We start from the raw sequence: 23,592 nt of genomic DNA, 5'->3' as shown, positions 1-23,592 counted from the left end.
GGTCTCTAGTGCGGTGCCGTATCCGTCGTGGCGCGCGGACGGGCCGGCCGCGTGCCGGGCCAGGCGCGTTCCACATCGTCCAGGCGCGCCGCCCGAGGGTCCGGTCCGAACGCCGTGCTCCACCCTGCCGGAATACCGAATTCCAAGGGCCGGAGCGCGTGCTGCTCCTCGCCATTGACAAGGGCCAGGAATTGACCGGACTCATTCGCGAACGGATTGATCATCCGGGCTCGACCTTCCCACGAGGCGCGGTGCGTTGGCAATGGACGCGGACGAGCCTAAGCGGCACCGGCGGGAAATGGCCACCCTGGTTTCCAGGACGAGGAACTTGTACGATCCGGCCCGAACTCACGGCCACCGAACGTACTCTGTGGCACGCCAGAAATGCTTCGCGCTATCGACGTCCGGAGGCCCTGCTGGAATCCGCCGCGCCGACCGCCACGCAGTCCGCGAAAGACCGGGGTCAGCGCTCCCGCCGCAACTTCCGCTTGCTGCTCGTCGGCGAGACGACGAGCAAGCTGGGCACGAGCGTGACGTCCGTCCTGCTGCCGCTCGTGGCCGTCACCACGCTCCACGCCTCGCCGTTCGTGATGGGCGTGCTCACCGCCGCGCCGTGGCTTCCGTGGCTGGTGATCGGGCTGCCCGCCGGTGCGTGGGTCGACCGTCTCGCACCCCGTCGGGTGATGCTCGCGTGCAACGCCGTCTCCGCGGCGGTGTTCGTGAGCGTGCCGGTCACCTGGTGGCTGGGAGCCCTGACCATCGGACACCTCCTGGCAGCCGCCCTCGTCTCCGGCACGGCCTCCGTGTTCTTCTCCACCGCGTACTCGTCGTATCTGCCCCAACTGGTCCCCACGGCCGACCTGATGGAGCGCAACGCGCAGCTTCAGGCCGGCGACCAGGCCGCCAGGGTGGCGGGCCCCGGCCTCGGCGGACTGATCGCCCAGACACTGGGCAGTGTGCCGGGCCTGCTGCTCGACGCGGTGTCCTACGTGGTGTCCTCGCTGTGTCTCATGACCATCCGCTCCGACGGGCCGCGCCCCGTCCCCGCGCCCCGGCGGCGGCTGAGCCGCGAGATCTCCGACGGCGTGCGGTTCGTCGTCGGAGACGCGTGGGTCCGGGCCGTCACGGCGTTCGGCGCGGCGGTCAACCTCGCGATGGCCGGATTCCAGGCCGTGCAGATCGTCTTCCTCGTACGGACCGTCGGCGTCGGCTCCGACACGGTCGGCTGGCTCGTGTCCTGCGGCGGTCTCGGCGGGGTGCTCGGCGGCCTCGTGGCCGGCCGGCTCGCCCGGCGCCTGGGCACGGCACGCGCCCTGCTGGTCATCCAGTTCACGGCCTCGCCGTTCGGCCTGCTCGCCGCGCTCACCGGCCCCGGGCCGAGGCTGGCGTTCTTCGTACTCGGAACGGCCGTGATGTTCGCCGGGGTCGTGGCCTGCAACGTCATCATCGTCAGCTTCCGGCAGACGTACTGCCCACCCGAACTGCGAGGGCGCGTCACCGCGACGACCCTGTTCCTCAACTACAGCACCATCCCGCTCGGCGCCCTCCTGGGCGGTTCCCTCGCCGCCCTCTTCGGCGCCCGCCCCACGATGTGGGTCGTCACGGCCGCACTGATCGCCGCCGGCGTCTTCCTCCTGGCGACACCCTTACGCGGCCTCCGCGACCTACCGGGCGCGTCAACCGCCGACGGCTGAGAATTCCGGCCATATTGACGAGCCGGCCACCGCTCGCAGTTTCGGCCATTCCCACAGGAAGCACGTCGCCGACCTCACGTGAAAGGCACCTGCCGGGCAAATCCCGGAACGCCCGGAGCGCAGCCGCCGTCTTTGATCCTCTTCCCTTTCCTGCCAGGGGTGCTGGAGCCATACCGGGTCCGGGTCGTCCGAAAGGGAGCCCTCGAGGCGGCGTGACGGGCTAACCGGCGTCGGAGTTCCCGCGCAGCGAGCGCGCCAGCTCGGAGACGTGTCGCGCCTGGCGGGAGGACAGTCGTCGCGCCTCCCAGAGAATCGCTGCGGCGTCCACAGCCGCCGGGCTGGGAGGGGGCGGCGCCTCCGGCAGGAGGATGCCCGTCAGCTCGGCCAGTTCGCGGGCATCGATCCCCAACAGGGCTCCGCAGTCCGTCACGAGACGCGGGGTCAGCTCCTTGCGGCCGGAGCCGATCACGCCGTACGTGGACGCCGACAGGTACGTCGGCGTCACGAACGCGAGCGTCCTCGCCATGCCCGTCCAGTTCAGGTTGCGCTGCTGAAGCATACGGATGACCCACGTCCCCGGACCGTGGTCGAGGGGCATGAGCGGTTTCGGGTCGAAGCGGGAACGCCGCTCCTCCTGAGGCAGCGAGCGGATCAGCCGGAGCAGTTCACGGCGTCCCGCTTCGGGGAGGCGCACCGCATCCGTGACCGTGTCGGCCGCCCACTTCGCCGCCGTGGCGTCCAAGGGCGCCAGGTCGTCCGGGACCGCCCGCCCCGCAAGAACGAACAGATCGGCAGCTTGGAACCCCAGTGCGGGAGCGAGCCGGCGGAGCAGTCCCTCGCCGGGCCTGGTCCCCGCGAGCACCGCTCGGACCTCGTACCCGGTCGCTCCGGCGCGATCGGCCAACTCCTGCGCGCCGAACTCCCTTCGGTCCATCAACGACGCCAACATCGCGCCGAACCTGGCGTGTGGAACACACGGCGTCGATCCCGGCTCTGCCTTCACGTCGCTTCTCGTCCCTTCCCGGCCGCGTCGGATGCGGAGGCGGCCTCTATGACCGAGGGCTCTCCCCGTCGTGCCGTGGGATGCCCCTCCAGCATGAGCCGCCAGGTCTCCTCGACAACCGTGAGCCTCAGTCAGCCGTGAGCATGACAGGTCCGGCGATCGCCGCCGTCGCCGGTGATCAAATGGGGCGGGAAGGACGCCGTCGGACAGGCCAAGACGATCGTCGACGGTGGCTGCCCGGGGCGTCGGAGAAGGCCGCCGGTGACGCTCGGGAAGGCTCTGCCCGATCGCCTCAAGGCTCTCCAGCACGTACTCGCCGACCAGCTGGACCACGAACGGCAGTGACCCTGGGTGCGCGCGCCACGAGGGTATGCGGCACACCTCCCGATCCTGTGCCTGACCGGTCTCCGAGGCGGGTACGCCGCGAGGTCGCTCCAGCGACACCGTAGCCCCCGGAGGGACAGTTCGATCAAGGACCGTGCGTCGACGCCTACCTGAGCGGCCGCCCCGTGCACGCCGACGGCCTCGGCCGGCAGGCCGACCGCTGGCCCGACTTCACCCCGCTCGCCGTGGCCGCCGGATACCGGGCCGTCCACGCGCTGCCCCTGCGCGTCCGCCATCAGCAGGTCGGCGCCCTCAACGTGTTCGCCCGCGACCCCGCCGACCTCGCTCCCGACGTGGTGGAGCTCCTCCAGGGCCTGGCCGACACCGCGATCGGCGGAGTGATGGCCTGGACCGTCGACCCCCTGCGCCCCTCCGACATCGTCACCCGCACCCAGGCGGCCCTCTCAGGGAAGGCCGTCCTGGACACCGCGGCGGGAATGATCGCGGCCGCTGTCGACCGCACGCCCGGCCAGGCGACCGACGACCTGATCCGCTACGCGGAGGCCCGTGGCGAGCGCCCCACCGAGGTCGCACGGCAGCTCCTGCAGCGCGTCATCTCCCCTCAGGACGTCGTACGAGCGGATCGCTGAGGATGAGGCGGGGCGCGACGGGGCGCTACGGGGCGCGACAACTCCTTCGCCGCACGGGATCCGTCGGACGAGCCGCGTGCGGGCCGCCACCCGCGGGCATACCTCTTCTGCGTGACCACCCCTCCCCCTGGCCTTGGAACGAGAGGATCCGCCATGCCGACACCTGGGAATCGCCCCCCGTCGCCCGTTTCGACCACCGGACAGGCGATCGCTCCGGTCCTTGCGCCCGCGACCTCCGCGCGCGCGGTGGGGATGCTGATGGCGATGACCCCGTGCTCGGCCCGGGACGCGCAGCGGATCCTGGAGGCCGCGGCCGACCTCGTCCAGCTCGCCGTCGACGACCTGGCGACCGTGATGACCGCGGCTGCGACCGGCAGACCCGTCCCCAGACGCGTCGAGCGTGCCCTGATGCGCGCGGTCGAGGCCGCCCGCCTCTCCCCGCCGTCGGCCGCCGCGCGGCCCGGGCTCACACCGAGCCGGGGGAGGACCGAGCGGGTGCTGGCCCGGCTGCGTGACTGCCGGGCCCGCCTGGAGACCGCACCCGAGGACCCCGCCGCCGTCCGCGCGATGGACGACGCCGTGTACACCCTGTGTGTGCTGATGGGCCGGGCGACCACCCATGAGGCCGTCCTCGCGGCGGAACGGCGCCTGGCCGCATCGGCGTGACCGGCCTCCTGCCGACCCGTCGCCCCGCCGTGATCCGCCCGCCGACGCCAGGCCTGTCGGGCCCGGCTGCTTGGCGGGTGTCGCGTGGGGTAGTCGCCTGACGAATTCGGTGCCCAGGGGCGAGCCGAGAGGACGTGAAGGTGCCATGGCGCGGTTCGAACTGCTGGACGTGGCCTTGGCCTCGGACGAGTGGGACATGCGCACCCTCTCCCTGGACACCAGGGGTGGCGAGCCCCTCGTCCTGTGTGAGGGCGCCGTGATCAGCGTCGTCCTCACGTTCCGTGTGAAGGGCGCGGTCGACGGGCTGACCCCGGAGGAGACCCGACGGTACGGGGGGAACGTGATCGGCACGACCCGTACCGCGCTGGGTGGATTCCGGACGGGCGGACCGTACGAGCTCCGCCTGCCGCCCGAGCGGATGCCCCTGGGGCGGGCGAACTGCGGAACCTACGAGGTGACCGGACGGTTCATCGACCCCGACGGGCGCGAACTCACCAGAGAGAGCCACCGGTTCCGCATCACTCCCCGGCCACCCCCGATCGCCCCGCGACGGAGCGGGGCGGCCGGGGGGAAGGCGGTCCCGGACAGATCCGCCGTCGCCACCCCGTGACCGATCCGATGGACGTGATCCGAAAGACGGGAAAGGGCGCGGGTCATGCGCAAGAGCGGCATGCAGAAGGCCAAGGGCAAGATCAAGGAAGTCATGGGCAGGGCGACGGGCGACAAGCGTATGGAGGCCGAGGGCAGGGGCGACCGGATGGCCGGCAAGGTCCGTGAGGTCGGCCAGAAGGTACGCGAGACGGGTGAGAAGGCCCGCCACGCCATGAGGCGGCGCGCCTCCTAGCCCGGGGGACCCTGCGGGAATCCCTCGGGAATCGCTGCGGGATCCCCGAGAACAGCGACGACAGCGGGGCATCGACGCCCACCCGGGCGCCGAGGTCCCGCTCCCGCCTGCCGGAGACGAGCCGCCACGAGCGCTTTCCACGGATCGCCGCCCCGCCCGGACGGCGGCACTCCCGTGGCGGACGCAGAATGGATGTGTCGCGAAAAGTACGCCCCACCCTCGGCGGGTAGCGGGCGTACCGGCGGAAGGCCATGGCGATGAGCAACCGACACCGCCCCACGAGGGCGCCGGGCAAGGTCGTTGTCCCTGGGGCGCAGAGCGCGCAGCCTGTGCCGACCGCGCCCATGGAGCGCCACACCTACCGGGCACCGAACGGCGGGGCGCGTGTGGTGCGGGAACCGACGTCCAGGCCGGGCACGGTCCTGCTCACCCTGAGCGGCGAATTCGACGTCGACACGGCTTCGTGTCTGCGTGCGGCGCTGGCCGACGCACGGCGCCAGGAGCCCGCCACGACGCTGCTCGATCTGGGCCAGGTCGCCTTCGGCGACTCCTCCTTCCTCCACGCACTGCTCTCCGCCGGCTTCCTTCCGCGCGAGCTGGTCCTGATCGGCCCGATCCCCCACCACCTGCGCCAGCTGTTCCTGCTCACCGGAAGCCTGGGCATGTTCACCGTCGTTCCCGACCGGACGCACCTGGGGCTCGACTGAGCCGTCACGGCGTCGTGGATGCGCGACGCCGGACCGGGCAGCGGCCCATCGACGTGTGGGTGAACTCCGCCTTCACCGGCGTGATCGTGCAGGTCGGCTCCCCGCTGGGCGAGACGTCCGTACCGCTTCAGGCCGCGTACTGCGGGGCCAAGCACGCGATCAACGGCGCCGGCTCAGCTCCTCGCGGTGGCGGCGGCGAGTGCGTCGACCACCTCGACGAGCCGGCCGTGGCGACGGAAGACCGCACGCTGGCGGGCCGCGCCGCCGCCGTCGGTGCGGATCCGGTCCCACCGCTCGCGTACCCCCTCGGTGTCGCCGGTCGCGTCCAGACCCGGGCGCGCGCGGTCGATCAGCGCGTCCACGAGGTCGACGGCGGGTCGCTCCGTGCCGTCCACCGGGTCGAGGCCGGCCCCGCGGAGGCCCTGCTCGGCGGCGAGCCGATGGGCCCGCAGCAGATGGGGGTCGGGGACCCGGGGCGGTGGAACCGCCGCCTCCACGCGGGGCAGCAGGCCGGTGGCGAGCCCGCGGACCAGGAGCGCGAGCAGCACCACCGTGTCCAGTTCGGCGTTGGTGTCGGCGACGCGCACCTCAAGGGTGGGGACGTGCTCGGAGGGCCGGGCGTGCCAGTACACCATGCGGTTGTCGAGCAGCGTCCCGTCCCTGACCAGTCGGCCCACGTGGGCGGCGTACCCGGCCTCGTCGAGCAGGGGCGTCGGACCCACGGTGGGCCAGCGCGCGTGCTCGACGGCCCGCCAGCTCTCGTATCCGGTGTCGCGGTGGCGGGCGTACGGGGAGTTGCCGGCCAGCGACTGGAGCACGGGCAGCCACGGCCGCATGTGCAGGGCGAGGGCGAGCGCCCGTTCGTGGTCGAGGGGCCCGACGTGGATGTGGCAGCCGCAGACCAGTCCGTCGTCGCGTGTGATCAGGGAGGCGAAACGCCGGGCCATCAGCCGGTACCGGTCGCTGTCCGTCACCGTCAGCGGCTCGTCGGGCGGTAGTACGGGAGTGCCGCAGGCGACGGGCATGCACCGCGACTGCGCCGCGGCCTCGCCTATGACCCCGCGCAGCCGGGAGAGCTCGGCGCGCAGCACGTCGGCGCGCGCGTGGGGACGGGTACAGATCTCGATCTGCGCGTTGAAGAACTCGGCCTGCACCTGGTCGCCGAGCTCACGGGCGGCACGCCGGATCACGTCCGGCGCTCTGTTGGCGGGGGCGCGGGTCGTACGGTCCACCAGTACGAACTCCTCCTCGACACCCATCGTCAGGATCGTCATCACGGGCTCCTCGCTTCCGGCACGCGAGTACCCCGTGCGAGCCCCGGCATGCCCCCGCGTCGCCGTACCGGAGGCTCCCGGCGACTGGCATCGGTTGTGTGTCTGTTCGTCCCGGGACCGGGTAGTCGCACCCATGTCACCGGGACCGACACCAGAGCAGGAAGGAGGCCCGCAGATGAACGGGAACGCCCACGACCGCGAGGTACACGACCGGCGCGGACTCTCCGACGAGGAGTTCCGGACGCTGATGGCGGAGGCCCGCAGCGAAGCGCGCCGGCGCTTCCTGGGCAGACCGCCACGGGAGGAACCAGCCTTCGCACTGCTCACGCAGCACGCCGAGTTCGGCGCCGCCGCCCATTGACGGAGGACTTGGTCCGGTTGACGGAGCACTCCGTCCGGCGAACCACCGCACCCGGCGAACCCGTCGGTTCGGTGAACCGACAGTTCGGTGAACCCACCTGCCTGACGAAGGAGGCACAGCGATGGTCAAGGTGGAGCAGACGATCGATGTGGATGTCCCCCTGCGGAACGCGTACAACCAGTGGACGCAGTTCGAGGAGTTCCCGAAATTCATGGAGGGTGTGGAGGACGTCCGGCAGCTCGACGACAAGCACTGTCACTGGCGGACGCAGGTCGCCGGTGTGACGCGCGAGTTCGACACCGAGATCGTCGACCAGCTGCCGGACGAGCGCATCTCGTGGCGCACCGTCGCTGGTGACGTCAGCCAGAAGGGCGTCGTCAGTTTCCAGCCCATCGACTCGGCGCACACGCGGATCCGGCTCGCCATGGACGTGGAGCCGGACGGCATGGCGGAGAAGGCCGCCGGAGCCGTCGGTGTCCTGGACCGGCGGGTCAAGGGCGACCTGAAGCGGTTCAAGGGCTTCATCGAGGAGCACGGGCACGAGACCGGAGGCTGGCGTGGCCGTATCCGGCCCGGTGACTCCGCCGGCGGCCGGGAGACCTTGGCGATCGCCCCCGAGAGGGAAGCTCCCAGACCGGAAAAGGGACCCGGACCGATGATGTGAGCGCGTGATGTGAGCGCCGGCCGCGAGGCCGGTCCCGCACAGCAGTGACGTCCCGGCGCTACGGACCTCGTAGCGCCGGGACACCGTTGCGGTCCAGACGGTCCAGACGGTCGAGACGGTCGAGACGGTCGAGTCGAGACGGTCGACGGGTCACCCACCGCCCTCCGCGCGCTCCTCCGTGCCGGTGGCCTCGCCGCGCGGCAGCACCTCCAGCAGTTCGAGCAGGTACAGGAAGGCCGCGGCCATGGGGGCGTCCCCCGGTCTCCTCGCGCACTCGGGACCACTCGACCCGTTCACGCAGCCCGCGTGCCACCGGCAGCAGGGCGCCGAAGTCGCAGTGGTGCTCGGACAGGGCCAGCAGCCACGTCGCTCACGTTCTCGCATGGCGCTCTCCGTGGATGACGGGTCGGCCAGGCCCGGCCGACAGCTGACAGGTCTGGCGCCGGCGTCCTGCCCGGGGCTCACCCGCCCGAGCCGTTCACGATCCCGCGGACGTTCTCCAGGCTTCCGCAGTCCGAGGCGAGCTGCTTGGCGCGCTCCTCCAGGAACGCCGAGCCCAGTTCGGCCCTCCGCTCGTCGGGGACGCTCTCCCTGGCGCCGTTGAGGACCGTCCGCTCCTCCTCGTCCACGTGGTGGGAGACCGCTTCCACCAGCCCCTCCAGCCGCGTGTCCCACGTCTCGGAACCGACGTCGTCCACTTCGAGCAGCGCCAGCAGTGCCTTGTTCCCCTCGGTGTGCTCCTCGGCGCCGTGCTCCACTTCCTCGCTGTCGATGCCTCTGAACCGTTTGAGCGCTCCGTAGACCTCGGCTTCCTCTGCCTCGCTGTGCGCGATGAGCAGCGCCGACAGCTCCTGCAGAGCGGCGGCACGGTCGGACTCGACGCTCCGCATGCGGCGGAACAGGTCCTCCATGGTGCGGTGGTCCTTGAGGATCACCGCGACGACGTCCTGGTCCTTCGTGTCATGGGCCATCGCGGCCGCCCTCCTTATCGGTCGGTCAGCGGTCAGAAGTCGGCAGTCAGGAGCCGGCAGTCATGAGCCGGCACTCATGAGGCGGCAGCCAGAAGTCTGCGGCCGCTGGATCGAGTACCCGCTCCGGCCTCGGACAATCGCCCGCCCGGGCGAAGCGCCAGGTGTTTCCGAGACGTCCCTGAGGGCAGTCGCACCGGCGGAGCCGCAGGCCCGCCGCCAGGAGTACCTCCACGCGCGCGTGGCCGGTGTCGCTCATGGACCGGAGGCGCAGGTCATGACCAGGAAGACCGTTGCTGACCACCTGCTCGACAGGCTTCGGGCCTGGGGCGTCAGCCATGTCTTCGGCTATCCGGGCGAGGGGATCGGCGGGCTGCTGGCCGCGTGGGAGCGGGCAGGCGACGATCCTCGCTTCGTGCAGGCCCGCCACGAGGAGACGGCGGCCCTCGAAGCGGTCGGCTACGCCAAGTTCTCCGGCCACGTCGGCGTCTGCGTCGCGACCTCGGGACCCGGTGCGATACACCTCCTCAACGGCCTGTACGACGCGAAACTCGACCACGTACCGATGGTCGCCGTGGTCGGGCAGACCCATCGCAGCGCCATGGGCGGCTCCTACCAGCAGGAGGTCGACCTCCACGCCCTCTTCAAGGACGTGGCCAGTGCGTTCCTGGAGACGGTCACCGTCCCCGAACAGCTGCCGAACGTCCTCGACCGGGCCCTGCGCACGGCCTACGCCCGCCGCACCCCCACGGCCCTGATCATCCCCGGCGACGTCCAGGAACTGCCCTGCTCTGCCCCCGAACACGCACACCACATGGTCCCTTCCAGCCTCGACGCCGGCGGCTGGGCCCCGGTGCCCGACGACGCCTCCCTCACCCGCGCGGCCGACCTCCTCAACCGCGGCGAGCGCGACGCGATGCTCGTCGGACAGGGCGCGGCGGCCGCTGCCCGCGAGGTCGAGGAGACGGCGGAGATCCTCGGCGCCGCGGTGGCGAAGGCCCTCCTCGGGCTGGACGTCATCAGCGACCGACTCGCCTGCGTCACGGGCTCGATCGGACTGCTCGGAACCCGCCCGTCGTACGAGCTGATGCGCGACTGCGACACGCTCCTCACGGTCGGGTCCAGCTTCCCCTACGCCGAGTTCCTTCCCCCGTACGGGCAGGCGCGCGCCGTGCAGATCGACATCGACCCGCACATGGTGGGGTTGCGCTACCCCTACGACGTCAACCTCGTCGGCGACGCGGCGGCCACCCTGCGCCGCCTCCTGCCGCTCCTCACCCCCAAGGAGGACCGGGACTGGCAGCGGACCGTCGAAGCGGGCGCACGCCGGTGGCGGACCGTCATGGAGCGCCGCGCCGCGCTGTCGGCCGACCCCCTCAACCCCGAGTACGTCGCGCACGCGCTCGATCCGCTGCTCCCCGACGACGCGATGATCACCTCGGACGCGGGCTCCGTCGCCACCTGGTACGCCCGCCACCTCACGATGCGGGGCACCATGCGCGGCTCCCTCTCCGGCACGCTCGCCTCCATGGGCAGCGGAGTCCCGTACGCGATCGGCGCCAAGTTCGCCCACCCGGACCGGCCGGCGATCGCCCTCGTGGGCGACGGCGCCATGCAGATGAACGGACTCGCGGAACTGGTGACCGTCGCCAAGTACGCGGACGAGTGGACCGACCCGCGGCTCGTCGTCGCCGTCTGGAACAACCACGATCTGAACCAGGTCAGCTGGGAGCTCCGCGCGCAGGCTGGTAGTCCGCCCTTCGAGGCCTCGCAGTCCCTGCCCGACGTGCGGTACGCGGAGTTCGCCCGGTCGCTCGGAATGGACGGCATACGGGTCACCGAACCCGCCGGCGTCGAGGACGCCTGGCGGGAGGCGCTGGCGGCGGACCGGCCCACCGTCCTGGACTTCCGTACGGACCCGGCCGTGCCACCCGTCCCACCGCACTCCACCTGGGAACAGATCGAGGCGACGCTCGCCTCCCTGACCCACGGAGCCGGGCACCGGGGCCACCTCGTCCTCCAGGGACTGAAGGCGAAGGCCCAGGAGCTGCTGCCGCGCCGCCCCGGCGGCTGACGACCCCACCCCCGGCCGGCCGGGGGACCACACACCCAAAGGCAACGGCCTGTTGAGCGGAGGAGGACCTGATGACCGCGACCAGACAACCGGCGGAGACCGAGCGGCGCATCGCGGGGCCGCCGGGGCCGACAGGGGCGCGGCGGCCGGCTGCCGGCACGAGGGTGCCGCCAGTGGCTCCACCGGTGCCACCGCCGGTGCCGCGTTCGCCGGAAGGGGCCAGGGAGCGGGTCAACAGACGATGGCAGGAGATCCTGCAGGAGACACGGGTCGCCCAGACCGGTGTGCAGATCCTGTTCGGCTTCCTGCTGAGCCTCGCCTTCGCCGTCCGCTTCGAGGAACTCGGCAGCGTCGACCGCGCGCTGTACGTCGTCACCGTCGTCCTCGCCGCGTCCTCGACGGCCGCGCTGATCGCTCCGGTCTCCATTCACCGCTGCGGGGCAGTCGAACGGACGGACCCGCGTGCGGCCCGACCGGGAGCGGGACCGGTACGAGGGCGGAGGCGACCGCGGGGACGTGAGCCCGACGGGCGGCCTGGCCGCTGTCAGGACCGGCGGTGGGAACCGCGTACGGGCGGACCGTCTGGTGCCGTTTGGAGTGGAACGATGAGCGACAACGAGAGCGAGTACCGCATCGCCCGTTTCAGGGAGCGGCTCGCCGGCGACGGCGTGGCCGAACTCGGCGTGCGGATCGAGGTACGCGGGGCGACCATCGTGCTGACGGGGACCCTCCCGACGGCCGACCACCGGGACGAGATCCTGCGGATAGCGGCCAGCGAGCTCGCGGGCCTCCCTCTCCGGGCGGAACTGCTCCTGGCCTGCGCGGATCCTCCCGACCGACCCGAGGAGCTGTGATGACGACCCGGTCCGAGCAGGACGGAGCCGTCGTCCGGGTGGCCGCCGTGGGTGACATCCACCTGGGCCCGGACTCCCGCGGACTGCTGCGTCCCTCCTTTGCGACGCTGTCGCTCTGCGCGGACGTGCTCCTCCTCGCGGGAGATCTCACCCGTCACGGCACGGTCGCCGAGGCGGAGGTGGTCGCGGACGAGGTCCGTGATCTCGGTGTCCCCGTCGTCGCCGTGCTCGGCAACCACGACTACCACTCCGAACAGGAGACGAACGTCGCCCGTGTGCTCACCGACGCGGGGGTCACGGTCCTGGAGGGTGACAGCGTGCTCCTGCCGGTGGGCGGCTCGAAGGTCGGCATCGCGGGGGCGAAGGGCTTCTGCGGCGGCTTCGCGGGCCGCAGCGCCGGCGAGTTCGGCGAGCGGGAGATGAAGGACTTCGTCCGCACCTCCCGCCGCGGCGCCGAGGGCCTCCGGCGAGCCCTGGCCGGCATGGCCTCGGACGGCTGCGGCGCGAGGATCGCCCTCACCCATTTCGCTCCCGTCCCCGACACGCTCGCGGGCGAACCGGTCGAGATCTACCCCTTCCTGGGGAGCTATCTGCTCGCCGAGGCGATAGACGAGGCGGGCGCCGACCTCGCGGTGCACGGCCACGCCCACCTCGGAACCGAGCACGGCATGACCGCGGGAGGCGTACGCGTCCGCAACGTCGCCCAGCCCGTCATCCGCAGGGCGTTCGCCCTCTACCACCTCCCGCTCGTCCCACCCGGGGGCGACAGCCGGGTACCCGATGTGACGGCCGGGTACCGGGTGTGACGACCGGGCGACGCATGTCGGCCCGTGGCGCCGGCATCACCCGCGCCGCTCCTTCGCCGGGCCGTCCCCCGGGCCGTCCCCCGAGCTGCCCGTCGGGTTGTCGGACAGACTGGAGCGGACCAGGGCGGCCGCGAACCGGGCCAGGTCCTTCGCGGGGACATGGCGGGCGAGGCCGGCCGAGGTGTGGGGGAGCCCGAGCTCGGCGGCGGTCCTGAGGCAGCGTTCGTCGAAGTACGGGCGCAGCTCCGGCCAGACGGCCTGGGCCTCGCGGCAGAAGATGTCCGCGCCCACCGGCCCGATGCGAGGCACCTCGCGCAGCAGCTCGCGCAACGTGCCCGCGTCGCCGTCCGCCTGCTCGCGGAGTTTCCGCAGGTCGCCGTCGAAGCGGTCGAGGAGCAGCTCCGCGCCGTCTCCGAGCGCGGTCGCGGTGCTCTCGTCGTACCGGACGTAATGCGCCCGTCCGAGGGCGTCCACGCGCTCCTGCCAGGTGGAGTCCACCATCGCCCGGGGCGTCCGCAGGCCGGCCGTGAACAGCTCGTGGGCGGCGGCCGTGGCTGTCCCGGCCCTGATCCGGATCGAGCAGAGAACGGTGAGGACCAGGAGTTGGTACAGCGGGGCGGGTTTGTCGCGGAGGGTGATGCCGGCTTCGTCGGCGTAGGTCCGTCCGTGTTCCCGCAGCAGCCTGGTGATCGTCTCGGCCGTGTCCATCGCTGTGCCCCTTTCCCAGGGCGTCCTGGCCTGCGTTTCGCGACTTCCCGGTCGCTTTCCCGTCATGCGTGGCCGCGTCATTGCCGGTTGCCGGGTGGAAGGGCCTCCGACACCCACGCGCGCCGGGGATCCGCGGACGCACTCCCGCATGAGCCGCTCGTGGCCGGGCAGACGCGCCACGGAGGCGACTGGTTCGCCCTCCGACCTTCACCATCGGTTACGAGTCGAGGAGTCACCATGCCTCGCGGTTCCAGCCCGAAGCGTGAACGACAGTACGAGCACATCAAGGAGAGCGCGAAGAATCGCGGCGAGAGCACCAAGCGCGCCGAGGAGATCGCCGCGCGCACCGTCAACAAGGAACGCGCCCGCTCCGGTGAATCGAAGACGGCGAGCCGCTCGTCCACCCAGGACATGTCGTCCTCCCGACGCGGTGGGCAGCGCTCCCACAGCGGCTCGGAGGGCACGACGAAGGAGCAGCTGTACAACGAGGCGAAGCAGCGGGGCATCGAGGGCCGTTCCAAGATGGACAAGTCCGAACTCAAGCGGGCCCTCGGGCACTGATCCGCGATCCCGACGGAGACGGGCCGGGGCGGAAGCCCGTCCGCCCCGGTCACGCCACGCTCCGGCCGGCGTCGTCCCTCGGGGCGCACGAGATCGAGGGTGAGCACGATGGGAAAGGTGAAAGCGGCGTTCACGCGTATCCGCGGGCTCATGAAGGAGTCCGACGGCATCGCGCTGCAGAATCCCGCTCTCAAGGCGGAAGGCCGGCGGCTGCAGAAGGAGAGCGGTTCCGGAGCGACGAGCGCGCGACACAAGAGGCGGAAGGAAGACGACCGCTGACGGAGGCCGGGCCCCGGGGACAGCTCCCCGCGTACGCCCCCGCGCGCCGCCGGCCGGGCGCGCTGCCCGGCCGGCGGCAGATGATGTCCCGGTCAGCCCACGGGTGGCCCACCGGGACGTCGGGGGCTCAGGCGAGGTCGAACCGGTCGAGGTTCATGACCTTGTCCCACGCCGCCACGAAATCACGTACGAACTTTCCGTCCGCGTCCCCCGCGGCGTAGACCTCCGCGATCGCTCGCAGCTGGGAGTGCGAACCGAAGACGAGGTCGACGGCCGTGGCCGTCCACTTGCTCTCGCCCGTGGCGCGATCCAGGCCTTCGAACACGTTCTCCTCGGAGGCCGACGGCTTCCACTCCGTTCCCATGTCCAGCAGGTTGGTGAAGAAGTCGTTGGTCAGCACCTCCGGCCTGTGGGTGAGGACGCCGTGCGGGGTCCGCCCGAAGCCGGTGTTCAGCGCCCGCATACCACCGATCAGTACCGTCATCTCGGGTGCGGTCAGGGTCAACAGACTGGCGCGGTCCAGCAGGAGGGTATCCGGCGACAGCTTCTCGCCCGCCCGGAGATAGTTGCGGAACCCGTCCGCCCTGGGCTCGAGCACGGCGAACGACTCCACGTCCGTCTGCTCCTGCGAGGCGTCCGTGCGCCCCGGTGCGAACGGGACCGTGATGTCGTGCCCGGCGTTCTTCGCGGCCTGCTCGACGGCCGCGCACCCGCCCAGGACGATCAGGTCGGCGAGCGAGACGCTCGTTCCGCCGGAGTGCTCGCGGTTGAAGTCCTGCTGGAGCTGCTCAAGGGTCCGCAGCACCTCGGCCGTCTCAGGCAGGCCGTTGACCTCCCAGTCCTTCTGCGGTGCGAGGCGGATCCGCGCCCCGTTGGCCCCGCCGCGTTTGTCGGTGCCGCGGAAGCTCGCCGCCGAGGCCCAGGCGGTGGCGGCCAGCTGGGCGACGGACAGCCCCGAGGCGAGGATCCGTGCCTTGAGGGCAGCGATGTCCTCGGCCCCGACGAGCTGGTGATCGACCTCGGGGACGGGGTCCTGCCACAGCTGCGGCTCGGGAATCCACGGACCGAGGTAGCGCGAGAGGGGCCCCATGTCGCGGTGCAGCAGCTTGTACCACGCCTTGGCGAAGGCGGCCGCGAGCTTCTCCGGGTTGTCGTGGAAGCTCTTCGCGATCGGTGCGTAGACCGGATCCAGCTTCAACGAGAGGTCCGTCGTCAGCATCATGGGAGCGTGCCGCTTCGACGGGTCATGAGCGTCGGGCACCGTGTCCTTCGCCGCGGGATCCGTGGGGGTCCACTGCTGGGCACCGGCCGGGCTGGTCGTCAGCTCCCAGTCGTACCGGAAGAGGTTGTCCAGGTACCCGTTGTCCCACGTCGTCGGCGAAGAGGTCCACGCGCCCTCGAGCCCACTGGTGAGCGCGTCCGCGCCCGTGCCGCTGCCGTACGTGTTCCGCCAGCCGAGGCCCTGCTGATCGACGGGGCAGGCCTCGGGTTCCGGACCGATGTACGCCGGATCGACCGCACCGTGGCATTTTCCGAACGTGTGGCCGCCGATGATGAGGGCGGCCGTCTCCTCGTCGTTCATCGCCATACGCGCGAACGTCTCGCGGATGTCCTTCGCGGCCGCGAGCGGATCGGGGGTGCCGTTGGGCCCCTCCGGATTGACGTAGATCAGTCCCATCTGTACGGCGCCGAAAGGACCGGTGAGTTCCCTGTCACCGCTGTATCGTTCGTCACCCAGCCAGGTGTCCTCGGGGCCCCAGAAGATCTCCTCGGGTTCCCAGATGTCCTCCCGGCCGAAACCGAATCCGAACGTCTTGAATCCCATGGATTCCATGGCGCAGTTGCCGGCGAAGACGAGGAGATCGGCCCAGGAGATCTTCCGGCCGTATTTCTGCTTGACCGGCCAGAGGAGGCGGCGCGCCTTGTCGAGGCTCGCGTTGTCCGGCCAGCTGTTGAGAGGGGCGAAGCGCTGGGCGCCGGAACCGCCACCACCTCGGCCGTCGGCGATGCGGTACGTCCCGGCGGCGTGCCAGCTCATCCGGATGAAGAGCGGACCGTAGTGTCCGTAGTCCGCCGGCCACCACTCCTGCGAGTTCGTCATCACCTCGATGACGTCGCGCTTCAGCGCGTCGACGTCGAGCGTCGCGAACTCCTCCGCGTAGTCGAAGTCCTCGCCCATCGGATTGGACTGGGGCGAGTGCTGGTGTAGAACCTGAAGATCCAGTTGTTCGGGCCACCAGTCCCGGTTCGTCCTCGGCCGGGTCGGTGTCGGGGTGGGGGTGGGGATTGCCGGGTTCTCGCTCTCGCTGCCGGACACGTCCGTCCTTCTTCCTGTCTCGGTGTTTCCGTCCGCTGACTGCTCGCTCCGGACGGTGTACGCGTTTCTCTGCTGCCGAGCGTCGCGCCCCGCGCCCGTCCGTGCCAGGACGCCCGGACCGCGTCGGCGTCCGTATGGTCGCGCACCGTGGACCGCACCGGCACGGAAACACGCAGAGCACCCCGTACAACAAAGTCGAATTCCGAGAACAGGTGGCATTTTCAGATCATCGTGATCGCATCGCCGGAATCTGCTCGGCTCCGAGAAGTCGCCCGATCGGCTTCCCTTCGGGGCCTGGACATCAGCCGGTAAACTCCCGTCATTCCACCGAGTCTGAACAGGTGAACCCGTATGAGCGACCTGCTGGAGCGAATGCGAGGCCATGGCCGGCGGATGACGTCCCAGCGGCGTGTCGTCGCCGAGGTCCTCGACGGCGACCACGTTCACCTCACGGCCGACGAGGTGTACGCGCGCGCCGCGGAGCGGCTGCCCGAGATCTCGCGAGCGACCGTCTACAACACCCTGGCCGAACTGGTCCTCCTCGGCGAGCTGGGGGAGGTCTCCGCCCGGGGCCGCGCCAAACGCTACGACCCCAACGCGCACCGCCCGCACCAGCACCTGGTGTGCTCCCGATGCGGCACCATCCGCGACGTCCACCCGACCGGTGATCCGCTGGCCGCGCTCCCGGAACAGGAGCGCTTCGGCTTCACGGTCTCCGCGGTCGAGGTCACCTACCGTGGCCTGTGCCCTCAGTGCGCGCCCGGTCCGCCCCAGGTCTGATCCCTCCGTACGCACGTCAGGCTCCGGCCGCTGGTCGAACGATCGAGGAAAACCCTTGGATCGAGGAAAACCCTTGGACGGCGCGCGTGTCCACGCGGAACACTGCCAACCCTGTCCAGTTCGATCCGACAAAGCAGGGTTGGGATGGGAACGCCGGAATCGCGCAAGAGTTCGCCAGGCAGGGGCTCCGTGCTCCTCGCACTTCGTTACTACGGACGGGAGTTAGCCCGGTTCAAGCGGCTGACAGTGCCCGCGATGCTGCTTCCCGCCATGGGCAACATCGGCATCTTCTACATCGCGCCGCTCATCGTCGCGAAGCTCGTCGGCCGCATCGCGGGGGGCACGGACGGCGGCATCGCCCCGATGCTGCCCTACGTCCTGGGCTTCGCGGGCGTGCTGCTGCTCGCCGAGGCGCTGTGGCGCGTCGGACTGCACTGCCTGAACCGCCTCGACGCCCACGGCATCGAGCACCTGTACGTCATCGGCATGGACGAGCTGTTCGCGAAGGACGCCGCCTTCTTCCACGACAACTTCGCCGGCTCGCTGACCAAACGGGTCCTCAGTTTCGCCTCCCGCTTCGAGGAGTTCGTCGACACCCTCACCTTCTCCGTCATGGGCAAGCTGGTCCCCCTCGTGTTCGCGTCGGTGGTGCTGTGGACGTACGAACCCCTGCTCGTCGTCGGGCTCCTGGTGATGATCGCGGTGACGGCCCTGTGCGTACGGCCCCTGATCCGTCGCCGGCAGGCACTCGTCGACCAGCGCGAGGAGGCCATCGCCCGGGTCTCCGGCCACGTCGCCGACTCCCTGATGAACATGGACACCGTCCGGTCCTTCGCCGCCGAACACCGCGAGGCCGCCGAACACCGCTCCCGGGTCGCCGAGTCACGGCGGCTCAGCCTGCGTTCCTGGGACTACGGCAATCTGCGCATCGACACCCTGGTCGCGCCGATGTCCGTCCTGACCAACGTCCTCGGGCTGCTGCTCGCCCTCTCGCTCGGGGCGGGGGAGCACGGCGTCGAGGCGGTCGTCGTCGCCTTCACCTACTACTCCAACGCCACCCGGATCATGTTCGAGTTCAACCAGATCTACCGCCGCCTGGAGAGCTCGATGACCGAGGCCGCGCAGTTCACCGAACTGCTGCGGACCCCGCCGACCGTACGGGACCCCGACGTGCCGGAACCGCTCCTCCCCAAGGGTGCCGACGTGCGCTTCGAGAAGGTGAACTTCGCCCACGCGGGTGCGAAGCCGCTCTTCGAGGACCTCGACCTGACCGTGTCCAGCGGGGCGAAGGTCGGATTCGTCGGCCGGTCCGGCGGCGGCAAGACCACGCTGACCCGGCTGCTGCTGCGGATGACGGACATCGACGGCGGCCGCATCATGATCGGCGGACAGGACATCAGCAGACTGCGGCAGGCCGAACTGCGCAGCCTGATCGCGTACGTGCCGCAGGACCCGGCGATGTTCCACCGCACCCTGCGGGAGAACATCGCGTTCGCCCGGCCGGACGCCACCGACGCCGACATCCGCCGTGCGGCCGAGGCGGCGCACGTCACGGAGTTCGTCCACGCGCTTCCCGACGGCTTCGACACGATGGTCGGCGAGCGCGGAGTGAAACTCTCCGGCGGACAGCGCCAGCGGGTCGCCCTCGCGCGGGCCATTCTGCGCGACGCGCCGATCCTGCTGCTCGACGAGGCGACCAGCGCCCTGGACTCCGAGAGCGAGGTCCTCGTCCAGGACGCGCTCTGGCGCCTCATGGAGGGGCGGACCGCGCTCGTGGTGGCCCACCGGCTGAGCACGGTCGCCACCATGGACCAGCTCGTCGTCCTCGACCGCGGACGGATCGCCGAGCAGGGCACACATCACGAGCTGCTCGCCGCGGAGGGCGCGTACGCGAAGCTGTGGCAGCACCAGTCGGGCGGCTTCCTGGACGACGACCCCGCCGGAGCCCCTCCTCCTGGACGAGAGGGACGGCCGGCCGGTCGGGGGTGAGCCGCGTCTCAGCGGGGCCCGCCGATCTTGCTATGCAACTCGTTGCATAGCAAGATCTGGCGTATGGCGCTCGACCACGCGATCCTCGTGTCCCTGCTCGAGAAGCCCGGGTCCGGCTATGAGCTGGCCCGGCGCTTCGAGCGGTCCATCGGCTACTTCTGGACCGCCACCCACCAGCAGATCTACCGCGTTCTCAAGCGCATGGAGAGCGACGGCTGGGTGGACGTCCGGGACGTGCCGCAGCAGGGGCGCCCGGACAAGAAGGAGTACTCCGTCGCCGGCCCCGGCCGGGACGCGCTCTCCGTGTGGCTGCACGAACCGATCGAGCCCGAGAGCGTGCGGCACGACCTCGCGGTGAAGATCCGGGGTGCCGCCTTCGACGATCCGGCCGCACTGATCAGCGAGGTCCAGCGGCACCGGCACGCGCACACGGAGCGGCTCGCCCAGTACCTCGCGGGCGAGGCGAGGGACTTCGGGGAGCCGACGGAGAGCGGCCCGCTCGACGCCGAACGGGAGCTCCAGCACGTCGTGCTGCGCGGCGGCATCGCGTACGAGCGGATGATGATCGCCTGGCTCGACGACGTCCTCGCCACCCTCGGCCGGTTCCACGCCGGGCCGTGAAGCGAACCGTACGACCAGGCCCGGACGGGTCGCCCCCGGACGCTCACCCCCGGCGGCCCAGCTCCGTACGCCCGCCTCCGTACGGCCACACCTGATCCACCCCACCCCGCACCACCACCCTCATCCCGAGCCGGAAAGGCGGACGTCATGGCCGACCCGCTGCTGTTCAACCCGCACACCTACGACCCCGCGCACTTCGACCCGGAGACCCGCCGGCTCCTGCGCGCCACCGTCGACTGGTTCGAGGCGCGTGGCAAGCGCCGGATCATCGAGGACTACCGGAACCGGGCCTGGCTCGGCGACTTCCTCGCCTTCGCCGCCGAGGAAGGGCTCTTCGCCACCTTCCTGACGCCGTCCTCCGCCGCCGGTGAGCACGCGGGCGACAAGCGCTGGGACACCGCCCGCATCGCCGCCCTCAACGAGATCCTCGGCTTCTACGGCCTCGACTACTGGTACGCCTGGCAGGTCACCATCCTCGGCCTCGGCCCGGTCTGGCAGAGCGGCAACGCCGCCGCACGGGACCGCGCCGCCGAACTCCTCGCTCAGGGCGAGGTGTTCGCCTTCGGACTCTCCGAGAAGTCCCACGGCGCCGACATCTACTCCACCGACATGCTCCTGGAGTCCGACGGCCAGGGCGGCTTCCGCGCCACCGGCTCCAAGTACTACATCGGCAACGGCAACGCGGCCGGGCTCGTCTCCGTCTTCGGCCGCCGGACCGACGTCGAGGGCCCCGACGCCTACGTCTTCTTCGCCGCCGACAGCCGCCACCCGGCGTACCACCTCGTCAAGAACGTCGTCGACTCCTCGAAGTACGTCAGCGAGTTCCGACTGGAGGACTACCCGGTCGCGGCCGAGGACGTCCTGCACACCGGTCGCGCCGCCTTCGACGCCGCCCTCAACACGGTCAACGTCGGCAAGTTCAACCTGTGCACCGCCTCGATCGGCATCTGCGAGCACGCGATGTACGAGGCCGTCACCCACGCGCAGAACCGCATGCTGTACGGCCGACCGGTCACCGCGTTCCCGCACGTGCGGCGCGAGTTGACCGACGCGTACGTCCGGCTCGTCGGCATGAAGCTGTTCAGTGACCGCGCCGTCGACTACTTCCGCACCGCGGGTCCCGACGACCGCCGCTACCTCCTCTTCAACCCGATGACGAAGATGAAGGTGACCACGGAGGGCGAGAAGGTCATCGACCTGATGTGGGACGTCATCGCCGCCAAGGGCTTCGAGAAGGACAACTACTTCGCCCAGGCCGCCGTGGAGATCCGCGGTCTGCCGAAGCTGGAGGGCACGGTCCACGTCAACCTGGCGCTGATCCTGAAGTTCCTGCGCAACCACCTCCTCGACCCGGTCGCGTACGAGCCCGTCCCGAGCCGTCTGGACGCGGCCGACGACACCTTCCTCTTCCGCCAGGGGCCGGCCCGCGGCCTCGGCTCGGTCCGCTTCCACGACTGGCGCGCGGCCTACGACGCGTACGCCCACGTGTCCAACGTGGCGCGCTTCCGCGAACAGGCCGACGCCCTCTGCGAGTTCGTGCTCAAGGCCGCCCCCGACGAGCAGCAGAGCCGCGACCTCGACCTGCTCCTTGCCGTCGGCCAGCTCTTCGCCCTCGTCGTCCACGGGCAGCTGGTCCTGGAACAGGCCGCCCTGACCGGTCTGGACGAGGACGTGCTGGACGAACTGTTCGCCGTCCTCGTCCGCGACTACTCCGCACACGCGGTCGAGCTGCACGGCAAGGACTCGGCGACCGAGCCGCAGCAGCTCTGGGCGCTCGGCGCCGTCCGGCGCCCCGTCGTCGACGAGGTGCGGTCGGAGCGTGTCTGGCAGCGCGTCGAGGCGCTGTCGGGCGCGTACGAGATGACCCCCTGATCCCGGCGTCCTGAGGGCCCTTCTCCCGGGCTGTGCCCCAGCTCCGGGAGAAGGCCCCGGACCCTGCGGCCCCCGACGTCGCGGACCTGGACTTTCGGGTCAGATCTTGGATCTTCGTCGCTTCTTCTTGAGGGAGCGTGCCGACGGCGCCAGGGTGGGTGTCATGACCTTGGAAGCCACCCTGGCGAACGCCCGGCACTGGGCGGAGCCCCCGGCCGCCCTCGCAGTCGACGACGACGTGCTGACCGTGGAGGCGGGTGCCAGGACGGATGTCTTCACCAACCCGCTGACCGGAGAGGTCAGGAACGACGCGGCACGTGCTCTCCTGGTCCCTCCCCCCGGCGACTGGCAGTTCTCGGCCCGCCTCCGCGTGGACTTCCGAGCGCCGTGGGACGCCGGCGCCCTCATCGTCTGGTCGGCGCCGGACGTCTGGGCCAAGCTCAACTTCGAGCAGGCGCCCGACGGCCCGCCCACGCTGTACTCGGTCGTCACTCGCGGGCTCTCGGACGACGCCGTGGGGTGGCCCCTCCACCACGGTCCGGTGTGGCTGAGGATCAGCCGTGTCGACGGCGGTTTCGCCTTCCACACCTCGCTCGACGGCGACTCCTGGCGCCTGGCTCGACAGTTCGGTCTGGACGGCGCTTCGGAGGCAAGGGTCGGGATCGAAGTCCAGTCCCCGGTCGGAGACGGCTGTGTCGCCAGATTCGACCGTATGACGCTGACGCCGTCGCGGCTGACTCATCCCTACGACGGCAGCTGACCGGTACCGCTGCCCAAGGGGGAGGGCTCGTCTCGTCCGGCTGATGAGCGTGCGCCGCGCGTGGGTGGGGCGCCGCGGGCCGGGTAGACGCTGAGCGACACGAGGAGATGACCATGAAGATCCTGACGATGGGAGTCGAAGAGGAGTCCGTCCTCGTGGACAGCGTCGGCCGTGCCCCCGTCGACCGCGCGCCGGAAGTGATCGCGGCGGCCACGGAAGTGCTCGGGTCCCAGGTCCAGAGGGGGTTCTTCAACGCCCAGGTCGAGACCACCACCCAGCCCACGGCCTCGTGCCGCGACCTGCGCGACGAACTGGTCTGGCTGCCCTCGGTCGTCGGCGAGGCCGCCTGGGCGGAACGCTGCCGACCGGTGGCCACCGGAACACCGGTGCTGCCGCCCGCGGAGCCGCTGACCATCACCGACACCGAGCGCTACCGGCGCATGGCACACCGCTTCGGTCCGTGATGGACGAGGTCCGGCTCTCCCCGCGTGAGCGGCGCATCCTCGCCGAGATGGAGGAGACCCTCCGCCAGGACCAGACGCTCGACCGCCGGCTGCGGTCGATGCGCCAGGGCCCGTGCGGCGTCCCTCGGCGGTTGCTGCCCGTGGGTGTGGCCCTCGCCTTCGCAGCGGCCGCCGTGCTCGTCGGACTCGCCACCACCACCGGACGCGCGGTGTACGTATGGGCGTTCGCCGGCACCTGGGTCCTGGCGCTCAGCGGCCTGACCGTCCTGGTGGTGCGCTGGTGCCGCCGGTGGGCGTCCTCCCGGCACGACGACACCGGTGCGTGAACCGGAAGGTGCCCGCCGTTCCTCAG

The 23,592-nt window shown here is 70.9% G+C and carries 25 protein-coding genes and 2 pseudogenes; 20 read left to right on the top strand and 7 right to left on the bottom strand.

Features of this window, described 5'->3' with window-relative positions; translation table 11 throughout:
• Positions 1–5: 5 nt before the first annotated feature.
• Positions 6–224 (bottom strand): MbtH family NRPS accessory protein, encoded by a 219-nt coding sequence (locus ACWFR1_RS22750; protein ID WP_453553916.1) that lies wholly within the window; start codon positions 222–224, stop codon positions 6–8.
• Between the two features lie 264 nt (positions 225–488).
• Between ACWFR1_RS22750 and ACWFR1_RS22745 the strand changes: the two genes are divergently transcribed.
• Complete coding sequence (locus ACWFR1_RS22745) at positions 489–1,694, top strand: MFS transporter (RefSeq protein WP_453553914.1); 1,206 nt, start codon at positions 489–491, stop codon at positions 1,692–1,694.
• Positions 1,695–1,914: 220 nt separating this feature from the next.
• On the opposite strand, the gene ACWFR1_RS22740 is transcribed toward ACWFR1_RS22745, so the two are convergent.
• The gene (locus ACWFR1_RS22740; protein WP_453553912.1) at positions 1,915–2,628 is read right to left on the bottom strand and encodes a hypothetical protein; all 714 of its coding nucleotides are present in this window, start codon (positions 2,626–2,628) and stop codon (positions 1,915–1,917) included.
• Positions 2,629–3,170: 542 nt separating this feature from the next.
• Between ACWFR1_RS22740 and ACWFR1_RS22735 the strand changes: the two are divergent.
• The 5 genes and pseudogenes from ACWFR1_RS22735 to ACWFR1_RS22715 form a co-directional block, all read left to right on the top strand.
• Positions 3,171–3,671 (top strand): annotated as a pseudogene (locus ACWFR1_RS22735) (GAF domain-containing protein); the annotation flags it as partial.
• Between the two features lie 258 nt (positions 3,672–3,929).
• The gene (locus ACWFR1_RS22730; protein ID WP_453553910.1) at positions 3,930–4,337 is read left to right on the top strand and encodes a DUF5133 domain-containing protein; all 408 of its coding nucleotides are present in this window, start codon (positions 3,930–3,932) and stop codon (positions 4,335–4,337) included.
• A gap of 145 nt (positions 4,338–4,482) precedes the next feature.
• Positions 4,483–4,947, top strand: a complete 465-nt coding sequence (locus ACWFR1_RS22725) for a hypothetical protein (protein ID WP_453553908.1) — start codon at positions 4,483–4,485, stop codon at positions 4,945–4,947.
• Positions 4,948–4,992: 45 nt separating this feature from the next.
• The gene (locus ACWFR1_RS22720; RefSeq protein ID WP_453553906.1) at positions 4,993–5,181 is read left to right on the top strand and encodes a CsbD family protein; all 189 of its coding nucleotides are present in this window, start codon (positions 4,993–4,995) and stop codon (positions 5,179–5,181) included.
• Between the two features lie 257 nt (positions 5,182–5,438).
• Positions 5,439–5,888: an STAS domain-containing protein gene (locus ACWFR1_RS22715; RefSeq protein ID WP_453553904.1), complete on the top strand. Its 450-nt coding sequence runs from the start codon at positions 5,439–5,441 to the stop codon at positions 5,886–5,888.
• A 173-nt stretch (positions 5,889–6,061) separates the two neighbouring features.
• Here the strand turns inward: ACWFR1_RS22715 and ACWFR1_RS22710 are convergent, their stop codons facing one another.
• Positions 6,062–7,162 (bottom strand): carboxylate-amine ligase, encoded by a 1,101-nt coding sequence (locus tag ACWFR1_RS22710; protein WP_453553902.1) that lies wholly within the window; start codon positions 7,160–7,162, stop codon positions 6,062–6,064.
• 175 nt (positions 7,163–7,337) lie between these two features.
• Here ACWFR1_RS22710 and ACWFR1_RS22705 point away from each other — a divergent pair, with 175 nt between their 5' ends.
• Entirely contained in the window at positions 7,338–7,523 is a 186-nt protein-coding gene (locus ACWFR1_RS22705; RefSeq protein WP_453553900.1) for a hypothetical protein, read from the top strand.
• A 121-nt stretch (positions 7,524–7,644) separates the two neighbouring features.
• On the top strand, positions 7,645–8,187 hold the full coding sequence (locus tag ACWFR1_RS22700; protein WP_453553898.1) for an SRPBCC family protein: 543 nt from the start codon (positions 7,645–7,647) through the stop codon (positions 8,185–8,187).
• Positions 8,188–8,337: 150 nt separating this feature from the next.
• Here the strand turns inward: ACWFR1_RS22700 and ACWFR1_RS22695 are convergent.
• A pseudogene (locus tag ACWFR1_RS22695) lies at positions 8,338–8,548 on the bottom strand (nucleotidyltransferase family protein); the annotation flags it as partial.
• A gap of 100 nt (positions 8,549–8,648) precedes the next feature.
• Complete coding sequence (locus ACWFR1_RS22690; protein ID WP_453553896.1) at positions 8,649–9,158, bottom strand: hemerythrin domain-containing protein; 510 nt, start codon at positions 9,156–9,158, stop codon at positions 8,649–8,651.
• A gap of 274 nt (positions 9,159–9,432) precedes the next feature.
• Between ACWFR1_RS22690 and ACWFR1_RS22685 the strand changes: the two genes are divergently transcribed.
• From ACWFR1_RS22685 to ACWFR1_RS22675, 3 genes are all read left to right on the top strand, one after another.
• Positions 9,433–11,229: a thiamine pyrophosphate-requiring protein gene (locus ACWFR1_RS22685; RefSeq protein ID WP_453553894.1), complete on the top strand. Its 1,797-nt coding sequence runs from the start codon at positions 9,433–9,435 to the stop codon at positions 11,227–11,229.
• Positions 11,230–11,300: 71 nt separating this feature from the next.
• Entirely contained in the window at positions 11,301–12,083 is a 783-nt protein-coding gene (locus ACWFR1_RS22680; protein ID WP_453553892.1) for a DUF6328 family protein, read from the top strand.
• On the top strand, positions 12,083–12,889 hold the full coding sequence (locus tag ACWFR1_RS22675) for a metallophosphoesterase family protein (RefSeq protein WP_453553890.1): 807 nt from the start codon (positions 12,083–12,085) through the stop codon (positions 12,887–12,889). The genes ACWFR1_RS22680 and ACWFR1_RS22675 overlap by 1 nt, the downstream gene beginning before the upstream one ends.
• A 36-nt stretch (positions 12,890–12,925) precedes the next feature.
• Here the strand turns inward: ACWFR1_RS22675 and ACWFR1_RS22670 are convergent, their stop codons facing one another.
• Positions 12,926–13,597 (bottom strand): endonuclease, encoded by a 672-nt coding sequence (locus ACWFR1_RS22670; protein WP_453553888.1) that lies wholly within the window; start codon positions 13,595–13,597, stop codon positions 12,926–12,928.
• A 237-nt stretch (positions 13,598–13,834) separates the two neighbouring features.
• Here ACWFR1_RS22670 and ACWFR1_RS22665 point away from each other — a divergent pair, with 237 nt between their 5' ends.
• Together ACWFR1_RS22665 and ACWFR1_RS22660 are read left to right on the top strand one after the other, a co-directional pair.
• Positions 13,835–14,158, top strand: a complete 324-nt coding sequence (locus tag ACWFR1_RS22665; RefSeq protein ID WP_453553886.1) for a plasmid stabilization protein — start codon at positions 13,835–13,837, stop codon at positions 14,156–14,158.
• 117 nt (positions 14,159–14,275) lie between these two features.
• Positions 14,276–14,437: a hypothetical protein gene (locus ACWFR1_RS22660; RefSeq protein WP_453553944.1), complete on the top strand. Its 162-nt coding sequence runs from the start codon at positions 14,276–14,278 to the stop codon at positions 14,435–14,437.
• A gap of 127 nt (positions 14,438–14,564) precedes the next feature.
• On the opposite strand, the gene katG is transcribed toward ACWFR1_RS22660, so the two are convergent.
• Entirely contained in the window at positions 14,565–16,754 is a 2,190-nt protein-coding gene (gene katG, locus ACWFR1_RS22655; protein ID WP_453553884.1) for a catalase/peroxidase HPI, read from the bottom strand.
• Between the two features lie 351 nt (positions 16,755–17,105).
• On the opposite strand from katG, the gene ACWFR1_RS22650 reads away from it, so the two are divergent.
• The 7 genes from ACWFR1_RS22650 to ACWFR1_RS22620 all read left to right on the top strand — a co-directional run bounded on the left by ACWFR1_RS22650 (position 17,106) and on the right by ACWFR1_RS22620 (position 23,566).
• Positions 17,106–17,534 carry a Fur family transcriptional regulator gene (locus ACWFR1_RS22650; protein ID WP_453553882.1) on the top strand — a complete coding sequence of 143 codons (429 nt, stop codon included), beginning with the start codon at positions 17,106–17,108 and terminating at the stop codon, positions 17,532–17,534.
• 144 nt (positions 17,535–17,678) lie between these two features.
• Positions 17,679–19,523, top strand: a complete 1,845-nt coding sequence (locus ACWFR1_RS22645; protein ID WP_453553880.1) for an ABC transporter ATP-binding protein — start codon at positions 17,679–17,681, stop codon at positions 19,521–19,523.
• A gap of 63 nt (positions 19,524–19,586) precedes the next feature.
• Positions 19,587–20,144 (top strand): PadR family transcriptional regulator, encoded by a 558-nt coding sequence (locus tag ACWFR1_RS22640; RefSeq protein ID WP_453553878.1) that lies wholly within the window; start codon positions 19,587–19,589, stop codon positions 20,142–20,144.
• Positions 20,145–20,291: 147 nt separating this feature from the next.
• On the top strand, positions 20,292–22,016 hold the full coding sequence (locus tag ACWFR1_RS22635) for an acyl-CoA dehydrogenase family protein (RefSeq protein WP_453553876.1): 1,725 nt from the start codon (positions 20,292–20,294) through the stop codon (positions 22,014–22,016).
• A gap of 163 nt (positions 22,017–22,179) precedes the next feature.
• Positions 22,180–22,776 carry a DUF1349 domain-containing protein gene (locus ACWFR1_RS22630; protein WP_453553874.1) on the top strand — a complete coding sequence of 199 codons (597 nt, stop codon included), beginning with the start codon at positions 22,180–22,182 and terminating at the stop codon, positions 22,774–22,776.
• 113 nt (positions 22,777–22,889) lie between these two features.
• Entirely contained in the window at positions 22,890–23,240 is a 351-nt protein-coding gene (locus ACWFR1_RS22625; RefSeq protein WP_453553872.1) for a glutamate-cysteine ligase family protein, read from the top strand.
• Positions 23,240–23,566, top strand: a complete 327-nt coding sequence (locus tag ACWFR1_RS22620) for a DUF3040 domain-containing protein (RefSeq protein ID WP_453553942.1) — start codon at positions 23,240–23,242, stop codon at positions 23,564–23,566. Before ACWFR1_RS22625 ends, ACWFR1_RS22620 begins: the two co-directional genes overlap by 1 nt.
• Positions 23,567–23,592: the final 26 nt, after the last annotated feature.

This window comes from Streptomyces sp. NPDC055103 (genome assembly GCF_053607625.1).
This window is presented reverse-complemented; position numbering and strand designations above follow the sequence as displayed.

What these genes read in the sequence shown, in the direction of transcription:
- ACWFR1_RS22710 (WP_453553902.1), bottom strand. Translation starts at nt 7,162, where the DNA reads ATGACGATCCTGACGATGGGTGTCGAGGAGGAGTTCGTACTGGTGGAC.
- ACWFR1_RS22650 (WP_453553882.1), top strand. Translation starts at nt 17,106, where the DNA reads ATGAGCGACCTGCTGGAGCGAATGCGAGGCCATGGCCGGCGGATGACG.
- ACWFR1_RS22620 (WP_453553942.1), top strand. Translation starts at nt 23,240, where the DNA reads ATGGACGAGGTCCGGCTCTCCCCGCGTGAGCGGCGCATCCTCGCCGAG.
- ACWFR1_RS22740 (WP_453553912.1), bottom strand. Translation starts at nt 2,628, where the DNA reads ATGGACCGAAGGGAGTTCGGCGCGCAGGAGTTGGCCGATCGCGCCGGA.
- ACWFR1_RS22705 (WP_453553900.1), top strand. Translation starts at nt 7,338, where the DNA reads ATGAACGGGAACGCCCACGACCGCGAGGTACACGACCGGCGCGGACTC.
- ACWFR1_RS22680 (WP_453553892.1), top strand. Translation starts at nt 11,301, where the DNA reads ATGACCGCGACCAGACAACCGGCGGAGACCGAGCGGCGCATCGCGGGG.
- ACWFR1_RS22635 (WP_453553876.1), top strand. Translation starts at nt 20,292, where the DNA reads ATGGCCGACCCGCTGCTGTTCAACCCGCACACCTACGACCCCGCGCAC.
- ACWFR1_RS22700 (WP_453553898.1), top strand. Translation starts at nt 7,645, where the DNA reads ATGGTCAAGGTGGAGCAGACGATCGATGTGGATGTCCCCCTGCGGAAC.
- ACWFR1_RS22750 (WP_453553916.1), bottom strand. Translation starts at nt 224, where the DNA reads ATGATCAATCCGTTCGCGAATGAGTCCGGTCAATTCCTGGCCCTTGTC.
- ACWFR1_RS22670 (WP_453553888.1), bottom strand. Translation starts at nt 13,597, where the DNA reads ATGGACACGGCCGAGACGATCACCAGGCTGCTGCGGGAACACGGACGG.
- ACWFR1_RS22685 (WP_453553894.1), top strand. Translation starts at nt 9,433, where the DNA reads ATGACCAGGAAGACCGTTGCTGACCACCTGCTCGACAGGCTTCGGGCC.
- ACWFR1_RS22645 (WP_453553880.1), top strand. Translation starts at nt 17,679, where the DNA reads ATGGGAACGCCGGAATCGCGCAAGAGTTCGCCAGGCAGGGGCTCCGTG.
- ACWFR1_RS22715 (WP_453553904.1), top strand. Translation starts at nt 5,439, where the DNA reads ATGAGCAACCGACACCGCCCCACGAGGGCGCCGGGCAAGGTCGTTGTC.
- ACWFR1_RS22630 (WP_453553874.1), top strand. Translation starts at nt 22,180, where the DNA reads ATGACCTTGGAAGCCACCCTGGCGAACGCCCGGCACTGGGCGGAGCCC.
- ACWFR1_RS22730 (WP_453553910.1), top strand. Translation starts at nt 3,930, where the DNA reads ATGGCGATGACCCCGTGCTCGGCCCGGGACGCGCAGCGGATCCTGGAG.
- ACWFR1_RS22725 (WP_453553908.1), top strand. Translation starts at nt 4,483, where the DNA reads ATGGCGCGGTTCGAACTGCTGGACGTGGCCTTGGCCTCGGACGAGTGG.
- ACWFR1_RS22690 (WP_453553896.1), bottom strand. Translation starts at nt 9,158, where the DNA reads ATGGCCCATGACACGAAGGACCAGGACGTCGTCGCGGTGATCCTCAAG.
- ACWFR1_RS22640 (WP_453553878.1), top strand. Translation starts at nt 19,587, where the DNA reads ATGGCGCTCGACCACGCGATCCTCGTGTCCCTGCTCGAGAAGCCCGGG.
- ACWFR1_RS22665 (WP_453553886.1), top strand. Translation starts at nt 13,835, where the DNA reads ATGCCTCGCGGTTCCAGCCCGAAGCGTGAACGACAGTACGAGCACATC.
- ACWFR1_RS22625 (WP_453553872.1), top strand. Translation starts at nt 22,890, where the DNA reads ATGAAGATCCTGACGATGGGAGTCGAAGAGGAGTCCGTCCTCGTGGAC.
- ACWFR1_RS22675 (WP_453553890.1), top strand. Translation starts at nt 12,083, where the DNA reads ATGACGACCCGGTCCGAGCAGGACGGAGCCGTCGTCCGGGTGGCCGCC.
- ACWFR1_RS22720 (WP_453553906.1), top strand. Translation starts at nt 4,993, where the DNA reads ATGCGCAAGAGCGGCATGCAGAAGGCCAAGGGCAAGATCAAGGAAGTC.